This window comes from Streptomyces sp. NPDC000878 (assembly GCF_053599695.1).
On sequence record NZ_JBSFMT010000048.1, the window covers coordinates 39,465 to 53,193 of the forward strand.

At 68.2% G+C, this 13,729-nt stretch carries 9 protein-coding genes and 2 pseudogenes; 10 read left to right on the top strand and 1 reads right to left on the bottom strand.

The features are described from left to right. Nucleotides 1–76 precede the first annotated feature (76 nt). The 7 genes and pseudogenes from ACWDR4_RS32895 to ACWDR4_RS32925 all read left to right on the top strand — a co-directional run bounded on the left by ACWDR4_RS32895 (nucleotide 77) and on the right by ACWDR4_RS32925 (nucleotide 8,821). Nucleotides 77–1,696, top strand: coding sequence for a dynamin family protein (locus tag ACWDR4_RS32895; protein ID WP_450413772.1), 1,620 nt, complete (start codon nucleotides 77–79; stop codon nucleotides 1,694–1,696). Between the two features lie 5 nt (nucleotides 1,697–1,701). Continuing rightward, entirely contained in the window at nucleotides 1,702–3,723 is a 2,022-nt protein-coding gene (locus tag ACWDR4_RS32900; protein ID WP_450413773.1) for a GTPase, read from the top strand. Nucleotides 3,724–4,029: 306 nt separating this feature from the next. Beyond that, nucleotides 4,030–4,509 (top strand): single-stranded DNA-binding protein, encoded by a 480-nt coding sequence (locus tag ACWDR4_RS32905; RefSeq protein ID WP_450413774.1) that lies wholly within the window; start codon nucleotides 4,030–4,032, stop codon nucleotides 4,507–4,509. A 235-nt stretch (nucleotides 4,510–4,744) separates the two neighbouring features. After that, nucleotides 4,745–6,169: a Cys-Gln thioester bond-forming surface protein gene (locus tag ACWDR4_RS32910; protein WP_450413775.1), complete on the top strand. Its 1,425-nt coding sequence runs from the start codon at nucleotides 4,745–4,747 to the stop codon at nucleotides 6,167–6,169. 260 nt (nucleotides 6,170–6,429) lie between these two features. Continuing rightward, a pseudogene (locus ACWDR4_RS32915) lies at nucleotides 6,430–8,061 on the top strand (IS200/IS605 family accessory protein TnpB-related protein). 20 nt (nucleotides 8,062–8,081) lie between these two features. Continuing rightward, nucleotides 8,082–8,252: pseudogene (locus ACWDR4_RS32920) on the top strand (UTRA domain-containing protein); the annotation flags it as partial. Beyond that, nucleotides 8,249–8,821 (top strand): GNAT family N-acetyltransferase, encoded by a 573-nt coding sequence (locus ACWDR4_RS32925; protein WP_450413776.1) that lies wholly within the window; start codon nucleotides 8,249–8,251, stop codon nucleotides 8,819–8,821. The pseudogene ACWDR4_RS32920 and the gene ACWDR4_RS32925, both read left to right, overlap by 4 nt. 189 nt (nucleotides 8,822–9,010) lie before the next feature. On the opposite strand, the gene ACWDR4_RS32930 is transcribed toward ACWDR4_RS32925, so the two are convergent. Further along, a complete protein-coding gene (locus ACWDR4_RS32930; protein WP_450413777.1) occupies nucleotides 9,011–10,495 on the bottom strand; it encodes a hypothetical protein in 1,485 nt (494 codons plus the stop codon). A gap of 451 nt (nucleotides 10,496–10,946) precedes the next feature. Here ACWDR4_RS32930 and ettA point away from each other — a divergent pair, with 451 nt between their 5' ends. From ettA to ACWDR4_RS32945, 3 genes are read left to right on the top strand one after another with little or no spacing between them, the layout of a single operon-like run. Continuing rightward, nucleotides 10,947–12,611, top strand: a complete 1,665-nt coding sequence (ettA, locus tag ACWDR4_RS32935) for an energy-dependent translational throttle protein EttA (RefSeq protein ID WP_450413778.1) — start codon at nucleotides 10,947–10,949, stop codon at nucleotides 12,609–12,611. A 2-nt stretch (nucleotides 12,612–12,613) separates the two neighbouring features. Then, nucleotides 12,614–13,042, top strand: a complete 429-nt coding sequence (locus tag ACWDR4_RS32940; RefSeq protein ID WP_450413779.1) for an acyl-CoA thioesterase — start codon at nucleotides 12,614–12,616, stop codon at nucleotides 13,040–13,042. Next, nucleotides 13,039–13,719, top strand: coding sequence for a hypothetical protein (locus tag ACWDR4_RS32945; protein ID WP_450413780.1), 681 nt, complete (start codon nucleotides 13,039–13,041; stop codon nucleotides 13,717–13,719). Before ACWDR4_RS32940 ends, ACWDR4_RS32945 begins: the two co-directional genes overlap by 4 nt. Nucleotides 13,720–13,729 lie beyond the last annotated feature (10 nt).

The window sequence follows — 13,729 nt, forward strand, 5'->3', positions numbered from 1 at the left end:
CGTCCCTTGTGTTCCGTCGGCGCGCAGACATGCCCATATGCTTCAGAATTCCCCTAAAATTGGGCATTCTTCGCATGTGGTGACCTTGGACGTACGGCCCCAGCTGCTCGACGCACTCTCCGCCCTGCGCGACCGTGTCGCCGCCGCACGCTTCCCGCTGCCCCTGGCGGGGGCTCCACGCGCGCGTGCCAACCGCGACGAACTGCTCGCGCAACTCGACGACTACTTGGTGCCCCGCCTGAGGGAACCTGAAGCGCCCCTGCTCGCCGTTGTGGGCGGGTCCACCGGGGCCGGGAAGTCGACCCTCGTCAACTCCCTTGTGGGACGCCGGGTCAGCGAGGCCGGCGTACTGCGGCCCACGACCCGGACACCGGTCCTGGTCTGCCATCCCGAGGACCATCACTGGTTCAGCGGGATGCGGGTACTGCCCGACCTCGCGCGCGTGTGGGTGCCCCAACAGGAGGCGGGACGCGACCCCGACGACGATCTGCTGCTCCCCGGCGAGGAGGGCGCACGGGTGCTGCGCGTCGAGACCGCCGACAGCATGCCGCGCGGAATCGCCCTCCTCGACGCCCCCGACATCGACTCCCTCGTCGCCGACAACCGTGTCCTCGCCGCCGAACTGATCTGCGCCGCCGACATCTGGATCATGGTCACCACGGCTGCCCGGTACGCCGACGCCGTCCCCTGGCACCTCCTGCGCACCGCCAAGGACTACCAGGCCTCCCTCGTCACCGTCCTCGACCGGGTGCCCCACCAGGTGGTGTCCGAGGTGTCCCGGCAGTACGCCGCGCTCCTCACCAAGGCCGGCCTCGGCGACGTACCGCGCTTCACCGTGCCCGAACTGCCCGAATCCGCCTGGGGTGGTGGGCTGCTTCCGGCCACCGCGGTGGCGCCGCTGCGCGCCTGGCTCACCCAGCAGGCGCAGGATCCGGCCAGCCGCCAAGAGGCCATGGCTCGTACGGCGTACGGCGTCCTGGACTCCCTCAAGTCCCGCATTCCCGAGCTGGCGGGCGCCGCCGCCGCGCAGTACTCGGCCGCCCTGCGGCTCACCGCGGCCGTCGACGGGGCCTACGACAGCGAGCACGCGCGCGTACGGGGGCGGTTGCAGGCCGGTGCCGTGCTCGCCGGGGACGCGCTCAAGCGGTGGCGCGCCTTCCCGCTCGACTGCTCGGCGGGCGAACTCCTCGACGCCCTCGTGGAGAGCCTCTGCGCCCTCCTGCTCTGCTCCGTCACCGCCGCCGACGAACGCGTCGACGACGCCTGGCGCCGCGAACCCGCCGCGGGGGCCCCGGAACTGACGGCCCCCGAACCGTCCCAGGAGAGCGTCGAACACCGTATCGGGATGGCCGTACGGCGATGGCGGCGCGAGCTGGAGGAGTACGCCGAGGAGGAACTGCGCGACCTCGACCGGAGCGTCGCCCCGGACGTCGAGGCGGTCGCCGCGCTCGTCGCCACCGCACTGCTGGGCGGCCGACGGGTCCGGTCCGCCGGTGAGGGCCTCGCCGAGCGCATCGGCGCCCACGGCGCCCTGCGGCTGCGCGACCGCGGCGGACGGCTGCTCGCCGACCACCTGGACCGGGTCATGCACACCGAACGCGAGCGCCGCCTCGCCCCGCTCGACGCCCTCGACGTCCATCCGGAGCCCCAGGCCGAACTCATCGCCGCGCTGTCCGTACTGCAGAAGGAGAGGTGACCGCGGTGACCGCCGTCACTGACCACGACCACCACGAAGCATCGGGGACCGGGGCCGCGGAGTCCACCGAGCCGACCGATCCGCAGCCCCCGGCCGAAAACGCGCCTCCACAGGAGGGGCTCTCCGACGACGACAAAGCCGAGGACAAGGAGGAAAGCCTGGGCGATGGCGGGGCGCCCGGAAGCGACACCTCCGACGCCCCCGGGGAGGCCGCTTCCGCCGACGGCGACGGCCACGCGCGCGTGGAGAGCGATTCCGGCACCCGCGCTCCTTCCACCCGTAAGGACACCGGCAAGGATCCCCGAACCGGACCCGAGCCCTCCGGCGCCTGGGACGACGGGCTCATCGCGCGTCGTGTGTCCGAGACGGACGGTCCCGCGCGCGAGACGGTCCTCGAGCCCCGGATCACCAGCACCCCCCAGCCCGTGATGCCGCTGGCGTACGACGGACCGCTGCGCTCCCGGCTCGACGCGCTCCGCGAACTCGTCGGGCTGTCCCGTACCCGCCTCGACAGCAGAACCCTCGCCGAGGCCGGCCGGGTCCTCGACGAGGCGGTGGCCCGGCGCAGGCTCTCCGGGCAGCACACCGTCGTCGCCATCGCGGGCGCCACCGGCAGCGGCAAGTCCCAGCTGTTCAACGCCCTCGCCGGAGTGGCCATTTCGGAGACCGGGGTACGCCGGCCCACCACCGCCGCGCCCATCGCGTGCAGCTGGAGCGACGGCGCCGCGACCCTCCTCGACCGGCTCGGCATCCCGGGACGGCTGCGCCGGCGCCCCCTGCAGAGCGCGGAGGCGGAGGCGCAACTGCGCGGCCTGGTCCTCGTCGACCTGCCCGACCACGACTCGGCGGCCGTCCAGCACCGCGAACAGGTGGACCGCGTACTGGCGCTCGTCGACGCGGTCATCTGGGTCGTCGACCCGGAGAAGTACGCGGACGCCGTGCTCCACGAGCGCTATCTGCGGCCCATGGCCGGCCACGCGGAGGTCATGTTCGTCGTCCTCAACCAGGTGGACCGCCTCCCCGGGGAGGCCGCCCACCAGGTCCTCGACGACCTGCGGCGCCTGCTCGACGACGACGGCATCGCCCTGGGGGAGTACGGCGAACCGGGCGCCACCGTACTGGCGCTGTCCGCGCTCACCGGCGACGGCATCGGCGAACTGCGCGAGGCCCTCGGGCAGTTCGTGGGCGAACGCGGGGCCGCGGCCCGCCGGATCTCCGCCGACCTCGACGCCGCCGCATGGGAACTGCGGCCCGTGTACGCCACCGGACGGCGCGCCGGGCTGAGCGAACGCGCCCGGGACGAGTTCGCCGACCGCCTCGCCGACGCGGTGGGCGCCACCGCAGCAGGCCAGGCCGCCGAACGAGCCTGGCTGCGCAACGCCAACCGGGCCTGCGGCACCCCGTGGCTGCGGCTGTGGCGCTGGTACCAGGACCGCCGCGAACCCTCCACCGGCCGCTTCGCCGTACGCACACAGCCTGACGAGGAGGCCACGGCCCGCCAGCGGGTCGAGCAGGCGGTGCGTACGGTCGCGGAGCGGGCGTCGGCCGGGCTGCCCGCGCCCTGGGCGCTGGCGGTGCGCGAGGCGGCCGTACGCGGCTCCCAGGGCCTGCCCGAGGCGCTGGACGACCTGGCGGCCCGGGCCGGGACACCGTCGGGACGGCCGCCCCGGCCGGGCTGGTGGCCGGTGGCCGTACTGGCGCAGGCGTCCATGACGCTCCTTCAGATCGTCGGCGGGCTGTGGCTGGTGGGCCAGATCGTCGGCGTCATGGCACCGAACCTGGGTGTGCCGGTGCTGCTGATGTCGGTGGGCATCGTCGGCGGTCCGGGCGTGGAGTGGAGCTGCAAACTGGCGGCTCGCGGCCCTGCCCGCAGGTACGGCCTGGAGGCGGAACGCCGACTGCGGGAGGCGGCGGCCGGCTGCGGCCGGGCCCGGGTACTGGATCCGGTGGCGGCCGAACTGCTGCGGTACCGCGAGGTACGGGAGCAGTACGTGCGGGTCACGGGGGCTCGGTCGGTGGTGGGGTGAGTGCGGGGGAACCGTTGGAAAACGGCAGGTCAAAGGGGGCGAACCGCGGAGGAGTGAGGCGAGGGAGGGAAGTGGATCACTCGGTCGGGTGACGGAGTTGTCCACAACCGGCCGGTAGTCCACAGCGCTCAGCGGGCTCGGCCCGGCGGATGCATTCTGGCTTCGCGGCGATCACGACGGACGCGATCGACGCGGGGCGGTGACCGGGGAAACACGCGGTCGCCGTGCCGGAATCAGCCGTACGGGACGGGCCCGTACGGGTATCCGCCCGGCGCGAGTGCGCCGGGACCGGGAGGGGTGGTCCGCATGAACGAGACGATGGTGTGCGCGGTGGGCAACGTGGCGACGCAGCCCGTGTACCGAGACCTGGCGTCGGGCGCGTCGGCGAGGTTCCGGCTCGCGGTGACCTCGCGTTACTGGGACCGCGAGAAGAACGCGTGGACCGACGGACACACCAACTTCTTCACGGTGTGGGCGAATCGGGCGCTCGCGACGAACGTCGGGGCGTCCCTGACAGTGGGCGAACCGGTCATCGTGCAGGGCCGGCTGAAGGTGCGCACGGAGGTGCGCGACGGGCAGAGCCGGACGTCCGCCGACATCGACGCCGTGGCGATCGGCCACGACCTCGCGCGGGGCACGTCGGCGTTCCGGCGCTCGGCCGGGCCGCTCAAGGGCGAGGCGGGGGCACCGTCCCGCCCCGAACCCAGCTGGGAGACACCGGTGGCCGACGAGGACGGCGCGGGGGCGGGGGCCCAACAGCGGCGGGAACCGGCGGCGGTGACATGACATCAGGCCGGGGTGGGCGTGGGCGCTGACCGAACTGAGGCTTATCGGTGAACTGACCGGCATGCGGATGATCTTGGCGATAACGATTCCGAGTCGGATCGGTTATCCGATGACCGGACTGGGAAGTGCGGTCCGCCCGCGTCCCTAGGATGCCGGGCATAGCTCACGGGGCCTCTGATGCTGCTGGTGGGACCGCACCCCCCACGTCAACGAGTCCTGTTCGAAGGGGAATTCTGTGTTTTCTTCGTTCTCCGCGCTGTCCGGGCGCGGGCGAGCGGCGGCGGCCCGGCTCGCCGCCGCGACGATGGTGTCCGGTGTCGTCCTCACGGGCGCGCTGGTCACCGCCGGTACGGCCGTCGCCGACGGGACTCCGCAGCAGCAGGGCGGGGCGACCGCCACCATAGGCGGGCTGAAGACGTACGGCGCGGCCGTCGTCCACGGGGACGACGGGGACGAGCAGATCTCCGCGGGCCTGTTCGAGATGTCCGTCGACAACGGCGGCATGCTGCAGACGTACTGCGTCGACCTGCACAACCCGACACAGAAGGACGCCAAGTACCAGGAGACCTCCTGGAGCGGCACCTCCCTGGGCGGCAACAAGGACGCGGGCAGGATTCGCTGGATCCTGCAGAACTCCTACCCGCAGGTGAACGACCTCGCGGCGCTGGCCGACCGGGCGGGCGCGGCCGGCCTCACCGAGCAGGACGCGGCGGCGGGCACCCAGGTGGCCATCTGGCGCTACTCGGACGGCGCGGACGTGGACGCCGTGGACCCGGCGGCCGAGAAGCTCGCGGACTACCTGGAGAAGAGCGCGGAGAACCTCGCGGAACCGGAGGCCTCACTGACCCTCGACCCGCCCGCGGTCTCCGGCCACCCCGGCGAGCGGCTCGGACCGGTCACCGTGCACACCAACGCGGACAGCGTCACGGTGATACCGCCCGCCGACGCCGCGACGAGCGGGGTACGGGTCGTCGACCAGGACGGCAGGGCCGTCACCTCCGCGCTCGACGGCGGCCAGGTCTTCTTCGAGGTGCCCGAGGACGCGCTGGACGGTTCGGCCGCCCTGAGCGTCCAGGCCTCGACCAGCGTGCCGGTCGGCCGTGCCTTCACCTCCGACAGCAGAAGCCAGACCCAGATCCTCGCCGGCTCCAGCGAGTCCACGGTCTCCGCGACGGCGACCGCGAACTGGGCGACGACGGGTCCAGTGCCCGCGCTGTCGGCACAGAAGAACTGCGCGAAGAACGGTGTGGACATCACGGCCGCCAACAAGGGCGACGAGGCGTTCACCTTCCAGCTCATGGGCTTCCAGCACACCATCGAGGCCGGGGAGTCGCGGACAGTGACGATCCCCTTGCAGGAGGACCAGCCGTACGACTTCACGATCCAGGGGCCGAACGGCTTCGAGCAGCGGTTCACGGGCGTCCTCGACTGCGAGACCCAGGGCGCCGCGGGCGGCGAGTCGGTCCAGACGCTCAGCGAGCCGAGCCCGGCCCTGGCGGGCGACGACACCACCACCGGGGGCGTCAACCTGGCCGAGACCGGCGGTTCCAGCGCGACGCCGATGATCGCGGGCATAGCGATCGTCCTGCTGGTGATCGGCGGCGGCGTGGTCCTCCTCGTCGGCAAGAAGGAGCCGCACGGGACAGGCGCCCGGGAGTGAGCGCGAGCGACATCGCACCTTGACAACTCAACAGCGTGTGACCGCACGGTGACCCACTGGACCACGCGGCCCCGGCCCGCCCTTCTGGCGCCCGGGGCCGCTGACGTACTCGTTTCCCCGCAGGGGCCAGGCACCCCGGTTGTGGTGTTGGCCTTCCTCGGGGAACTGGCGTTCCCGCATCGAATGCGTGACCTTCGTGGGTGGTGCTCGTTGGACGCGGTGGTAGGGGGCTTCGGGTAGGGCTGCTGGTAGGGGGCGGGGTGGGAGAGCCGAGAAGCGTGGCGCTGTCGTTCGTCACGTCCGGGCCGAGCGGTGTGGCGATCCGTACCCGTCTCAAGGACTTGGCGCCCGGGGATGAAAAGGTGCTCCGCCTGGTGGGCGCGCATCTGGGGTCGCTGGCTTCGCAGGATCTCAAGGCGCGTTGCCGGGACGGTCTGTCGCATTCCGGCGGCACGTGGGCGGTGCGTAAGCGGGAGTTGACGCCGCTGTCGTCGTCGCGGTGGGCAGGCAGTATCACCAAGGCATCGCACGACCAGTGGGCGTTGGCCCGCCGCAGTCAGTTGGCGCACATCAGATCCCTGGAAGCGGGCGTCCGTACTCTGACGCACCGGCTGTCTCTGCCGATCGGGCAGAAGGGCACCAAGCAGGCGCCGGGGGGTTATCGGTCGAGGCGAGAGTGGCACGTCAAGTCCCGGCGGCTGCATGTGCTGGAGGACCGGTTGGCCGCCGCGCGCGCGGACCGCGAGGCTGGAGTGGTGTGCGTGGTGCGAGGAGGTAAACGGCTTGCCCGCGCGCGGCACCACTTGGAGGAGGCAGGGCTCACCGAGGGTGAGTGGCGCGGGCGTTGGGAGGCCGAGCGCTGGTTCTGTGAGGCGGACGGTGAGTCCGGTAAGCGCTACGGCAATGAGACGATCCGTATCAGCCCGGACGGCGAGGTGAGCATCAAGCTTCCCGCGCCGCTCATAGGTCTGGCCAATGCCCCGCACGGCCGGTACGTCCTCGCGTCCAAGGTCGCGTTCGCGCACCGAGGTACGGAGTGGGCGGACCGCGTCGAGGCCAACCGGGCCGTGGCCTACCGTCTCCACTACGACACCGGCCGGGGCCGCTGGTATGTGACCGCCTCCTGGCAGATCCCACTCACCCCGACTATCCCGCTGGAGGCCGCGCTCTCCCACGGTGTGATCGGTGTGGACATGAACGCCGACCACCTGGCGGCCTGGCGCCTCGATATCCACGGCAACCCGATGGGCGCCCCGCGCCGTTTTTTCTACGACCTGACCGGCACCTCCGAACACCGTGACGCCCAGGTCCGCCACGCCCTGACCCGCCTCCTGCACTGGGCCCGCACCTGCGGCGTCCGTGCGATCGCGGTGGAGGACCTGGACTTCGCTGCAGAGAAGACCCGGGAGAAGCACGGCCGCAGGAAACGCTTCCGCCAGCTGATCTCCGGCATGCCCACCGCGAAGCTCCGAGCCCGGCTGGCTTCGATGGCGGACCAAACCGGTATCGCGGTCATCGCAGTGGACCCGGCCTACACCAGCCGCTGGGGCGCCCAGCACTGGCAGAAACCCCTCACCACGAAGAACCGTAGGACCACTCGCCACGATGCTGCTGCCGTGGCGATCGGAAGGCGCGCCCAGGGACACCCGATTCGGCGACGGACGGCACCGCCCCCTGCTCACCAGAGAGATGAGCAGAGGCATCGGACCGCCCAGGCCAGACCGGGCGTCCCCGGGCGTGAGGGAACCCGCCCCCGCATCCCCGGACCACGGACACGATCCGTGCGCACCGGATGCGGATCGAACGCGGGCAACCAGAACGCCCAACACCGTTCGGGGCGTTCGACTGAGCATGGATCCTGGCAACAGGACCCACTCCCGCTCAGCCTCTAGAAACGGTGGCGGTACGGCAAGATGAGGCCCGTCTACTTGAGATTGGAGCCGGTGTGCCGGTCATGCTCTGGACGAGAACGGGCTACTCGCCGGATAGGCCCATCCGGTGCACGATCACGACGTTTCGGGGCGACCTGAACCGGATGAACTACGAGATCGGCGAGCTGTCCGCCCGAAGCGAGAACACGTGATCATCGCCCCGGCAGAGCCGTATGACGTGGCCAAGCTGCTGGCCTTTCGGGAGGAGGCGGCGGCTTGGCTGCGAGGTCGCGGCTCCGACCAGTGGAGTCCTCCGTACCCGGCTGACAAGCTGTTGGCCACGATCGAAGCGGGCACCGTGTTCATGCTCCGGGACGGGCATACGACGGCCGGCACGATCACGCTCACACCAGACGCCGAAGAGAGGCTGTGGACTGCCGAGGAGTTGGCCGAACCGTCGATCTTCGTCAACAAGCTCACCGTTGCACGCGAGTACGCCGGGCAGAACCTCGGTGAACGCTTGCTTGATTGGGCTGGCGACCGTGCGCACCGTGCAGGTACTCAATGGCTCCAGCTGGATGCCTGGACGACGAACGTGGGGCTCCAGCGGTACTACCTCGCACAGGGCTTCACGCACGTTCGCACTGTCCATGAGGGCGCGGCGGTAAATGGCGGGCCACGGGTTTCCGGATGGCTCGCGCAGCGGGAGGCGCGGCGGGCGACGGAGCACGGATTCGCGGACCGTACGCCGCCCCCTGAGCGGCTCCGATTCGCGGCCTGAGCTGCCCCAGCGACGGAATCCTCCGGCCATCCCTTGGCCAACACGGGACGGGTGATGCGCTCCAGAACATCGCATAAGACCATGGCCCGACGTCAGGCTTTAACGGAAAATCTGCCCGACTCGTCGGAAGCTTAAGAGGGAATCATTGCTCGCCCCAAAACAGCTCCCACTTAAATCTCGCCCGCCAACCTAGCAGGCCAGTTCTGGTTTGCAGCGTTTGCAGAGTGCGGCCGATTCAGGGTCGATTTGGTCGACTGTTTTTCGCCTGAAATCACTGCGCACCAATTGGCACTTCTGGAGATGCAGGGTACCTGACTTGGGATTCTCGTAGAGAATTACGTCGGAAAGATGCCAGCCCTCAGGAACCTCCATTCGTCGAGTCAAAGCAACATAGGCGTCCGTTCCGCGCAGTGGTTGCAACAGCGGCCACTCGATGATGTCTTCGAAGCCCAACTCGCCAGCCGAGTGCAGAGACTCCAGTAGAGACATAGCCGGTTGCTCTTCGCCCAGGAGGCAATGTCTGGCCAGCTTATACCTTGCACTGAGAGCCATGACGTCCCAATTTTCGACCTCGGCGCGTACAGATTCGTCGCCCATTCTCTGCCTGGCGATCCATTTGTTAACTCGGCATGTCAGCTCATCGTCCATATCCTGAGCAAAATTCTCGCCAAAAGTTGCGCACTTCTCTACGATTCGGTAGCGATTTCTTACGAGATTTCGGTAGATGAACTTATGTAGCGTGCTGTTGAAGTACTTGATTTCTTTCTTAGCCAGTTTCGCGCCCATTGCAGTGGCTAGTAGAAATCCGAAAGTGAGCAGCTCGTTTGCCGCCTGAACTACATAATCGTGGTCAACTGGAAGGAGGTCGCCCTCTTCTACTTCGGCCGAGTATTTGGGGGCTACGTTGCGCAGGTATCTGCCGCTCGCCATCCCGCCATTGTGTACGATAACGTGGCGCCGCTGAAATACTTCCTGCAGGAATTCCCAGTCAATTGCGTAGTCTTCGAACTTCAGGTTCATTTTTTCGGAAAAGAACTTCCTCCATTCGGAAAAGCTGCCGAACATAAGCTCGTCTACGCGCCTTCTGATGGCTATGTCAATGGCATCGGTCAGGCTATCCATTTCTTTCAGTTCCCTTAGGGAAAACTCTTTCTCCTTCTCTCGTGAAACGGCCTCAAGGGCTTGCGGTGTCATGCTGTAATACGCTCCTACGAGCCCGGAAAATAGTACCTCAAAATTACTTACAGCGGATACTGTGGTGGACTGTAGAAAGATGGGCAATCTGGGTGGCCTCTGCATGGATTCGTGGAGGTGCATCATGAATGCTGGGCCCCAGGTTTCAGATTTAACCTCGCCCCAAATAACCTCCATAATGTGGGGATCGTCGTCAGATTTTTCAGAACCTTTCTTCAGGATCGATTCGTACTTTTCGAATGCGTTTGCAACTTTCTCTATGCTCCCGTCGCTCAGGCTTGACATCATCTTTCGGAAAGTTGACGAGGATTCGTCTAGTGAGTCAAGCTTCGCGATTTCTGGAATGGAAACATCTGCCACCTCTAGCAAAGCGTCCATACGCCACCAGAAATAATCAGCCATAAAATTGATGTGACCAGCAAACATTTCAGTCCGAGGGGCGGTGGAGGCGTCCGAAGGTGAAAGCTTCTTTTGTGACATGCGTCACATGTTAGCGTGATGATGTGTGCCATGTCCCTGGATCAAGGATTTAGGGACATGGCAGATCGAGGTCTGCCGTCGCCAGTCGCCATACGTCGCCCCTCCATCTGCGTGCCAGTAGTGCAGGGTCAGGTCCGACAACCGCAGCAACCGGCCCCGCGTGGGCTGTGCAAGGTCGACCGAAGCTGCGGGGGAGTGGGGCCGTGGATACTCGCCGTGTCCCGTTATCGCAGCAGGTCGGAGCCCCATCGCTCGAGCCGTCTACGGGCCGTCCGAGGGCGGCCAGTGACGGCCAACAACGACCAACAACAACGGGTACCGAGCGCGGGGCCGTCGGCTGCGCCCCTGGTCAGGGTCACCCCGCCATACGGGTTTCCCCCCAGGGGTGGCGGTCAGGCAAGATGGGGTGTATCCCACCACTGCCAGAATTCAAGCTGCCGGACGGTTTCTCTTGGCTGAGTACATTTACACCATGCGCAAGACGCGCAAGGCGCACGGCGACAAGGTCATCCTTGACGACGTGACGCTGAGCTTCCTGCCCGGCGCGAAGATCGGTGTGGTCGGCCCGAACGGTGCCGGTAAGTCCACCGTTCTCAAGATCATGGCGGGCCTTGAGCAGCCGTCCAACGGCGACGCCTTCCTCTCGCCCGGCTACACGGTCGGCATGCTCCTCCAGGAGCCGCCCCTCGACGAGTCCAAGACCGTGCTGGAGAACGTCCAGGACGGCGCCGCCGAGATCATGGGCAAGCTCAGGCGCTTCAACGAGGTCGCCGAACTCATGGCGACGGACTACTCGGACGCGCTCCTTGACGAGATGGGCAAGCTCCAGGAGGACCTGGACCACGCCAACGCGTGGGACCTGGACACCCAGTTGGAGCAGGCCATGGACGCCCTGGGCTGCCCGCCCGGCGACTGGCCCGTCACCAACCTCTCCGGTGGTGAGCGCCGCCGCGTGGCGCTGTGCAAGCTGCTCCTGGAGGCCCCCGACCTGCTGCTCCTCGACGAGCCCACCAACCACCTGGACGCCGAGTCCGTGCAGTGGCTGGAGCAGCACCTCGCCAAGTACCCCGGCACCGTCGTCGCCGTGACCCACGACAGGTACTTCCTGGACAACGTGGCCGGCTGGATCCTGGAGCTGGACCGCGGTCGCGCCATCGGCTACGAGGGCAACTACTCGACGTACCTGGAGAGCAAGGCCTCCCGGCTCAAGGTCGAGGGCCAGAAGGACGCCAAGCGCGCCAAGCGGCTGAAGGAAGAACTCGACTGGGTGCGGTCCAACGCCAAGGGGCGTCAGGTCAAGTCCAAGGCCCGTCTCGCCCGTTACGAGGAGATGGCCGCCGAGGCGGACAAGATGCGGAAGCTGGACTTCGATGAGATCCAGATCCCGCCGGGCCCGCGTCTGGGCTCGATCGTCGTAGAGGTCACCAACCTCTCCAAGGGCTTCGGCGAGAAGCTCCTCATCGACGACCTGTCCTTCACCCTGCCGCGCAACGGCATCGTCGGCGTCATCGGCCCCAACGGCGCGGGCAAGACGACCCTGTTCAAGATGATCCAGGGCTTCGAGACCCCGGACTCCGGTTCGATCAAGGTCGGCGACACCGTCAAGATCTCGTACGTCGACCAGAGCCGCGAGAACATCGACCCGAAGAAGTCGCTGTGGGCCGTCGTCTCGGACGAGCTGGACTACATCAACGTGGGCCAGGTCGAGATGCCGTCCCGCGCGTACGTCTCCGCGTTCGGCTTCAAGGGCCCGGACCAGCAGAAGCCGGCCGGCGTCCTCTCCGGCGGTGAGCGCAACCGCCTCAACCTGGCGCTCACCCTCAAGCAGGGCGGCAACCTGCTGCTCCTCGACGAGCCGACGAACGACCTCGACGTCGAGACCCTGTCCTCGCTGGAGAACGCGCTGCTCGAGTTCCCGGGTGCCGCGGTGGTCGTCTCCCACGACCGGTGGTTCCTCGACCGGGTGGCGACGCACATCCTCGCCTACGAGGGCGAGTCCAAGTGGTTCTGGTTCGAGGGCAACTTCGAGTCGTACGAGAAGAACAAGATCGAGCGACTCGGCGCCGACGCGGCCCGCCCGCACCGTGCCACCTACAAGAAGCTGACCCGGGACTGATCTTGCGGCACATCTACCGCTGCCCACTGCGCTGGGCGGACATGGACGCGTACGGCCACGTCAACAACGTGGTCTTCCTCCGCTATCTGGAGGAAGCCCGTATCGACTTCCTGTTCCGCCCGGACAAGGATTTCCAGCAGGGGTCCGTGGTGGCACGCCATGAGATCGACTACAAACGGCAGTTGGTCCACCGGCACACGCCCGTGGACATCGAGCTGTGGGTCACGGAAATAAGAGCGGCGTCCTTCACGCTCACCTACGAGGTCAAGGACGAGGACAAGGTGTACGTCCAGGCCTCGACGGTCGTCGTGCCGTTCGACTTCGCGACCCAGCGTCCGCGCCGCATCACCTCCGAGGAGCGGGAGTTCCTGGAGGAGTACATGCACGCGGACGACGAGGACGACGACGAGGGTGGGGCCGTCGCCGCATGACGGTCCTGCACCTCGCCGACGAGGGAGAGGCGGCCGACCTCGCCGCCTTCCTCGGCCGGCTGCTGCACTACGACCGTGGAGCGGCGGTGCGCCTCCAGGCGCACGGCACCGCGCTCGCCGTGTTCGGGCGGCCCCCGTCCTTCGAGGTCCTCGCGATCCGCGCGGCCCGGCTCGCCAAGCCGTACGAGAACGGGCTGGACGTCGCCCTCGACGTCACCGTGTCGGCCGGTGAACTCCTGGAGAAGGTGGACGAGCCCGCCGCCACCCTCACCGTCCCCGCCACGGTGACCGGCCCGCCGTGGGCCGGGGTACTGCCCCCGCGCGGCGGCTGGCGACCGGAGCCCGGCCTGCCCGCCCCGGACGCGCTGCGCGCGATGGTCGCCGCGGCGGTCGCCGAATTCCGGTCCCGTACGGGGGAGTTGGCGCCCGAGCTGCGTACCCGCCCGGAACTCGACCGGATCGGGCGGGAGATCTGGACCCGGACGGTCGGCGACACCCACCTGCCGGTACGGGCCGTCCACGCGGCCCAGTCCCTGGGCTTCCTGCGACCGGCGTCCTCCGGTGACACACCGCTCGCGCTCGTCTCCTCCGGGGCGTGGCTGCGGCTGCGCACGCCGTACGGCTCGATCGCCGTACGCAGGGCGGGCCTCGGAGCGCTGGACGTCAGCGTCCGCTGACAGCCCGGCC

Coding starts and splice junctions, on each gene's coding strand:
- ACWDR4_RS32930 (WP_450413777.1), bottom strand. CDS start 10,495: ATGTCACAAAAGAAGCTTTCACCTTCGGACGCCTCCACCGCCCCTCGG.
- ACWDR4_RS32905 (WP_450413774.1), top strand. CDS start 4,030: ATGAACGAGACGATGGTGTGCGCGGTGGGCAACGTGGCGACGCAGCCC.
- ACWDR4_RS32945 (WP_450413780.1), top strand. CDS start 13,039: ATGACGGTCCTGCACCTCGCCGACGAGGGAGAGGCGGCCGACCTCGCC.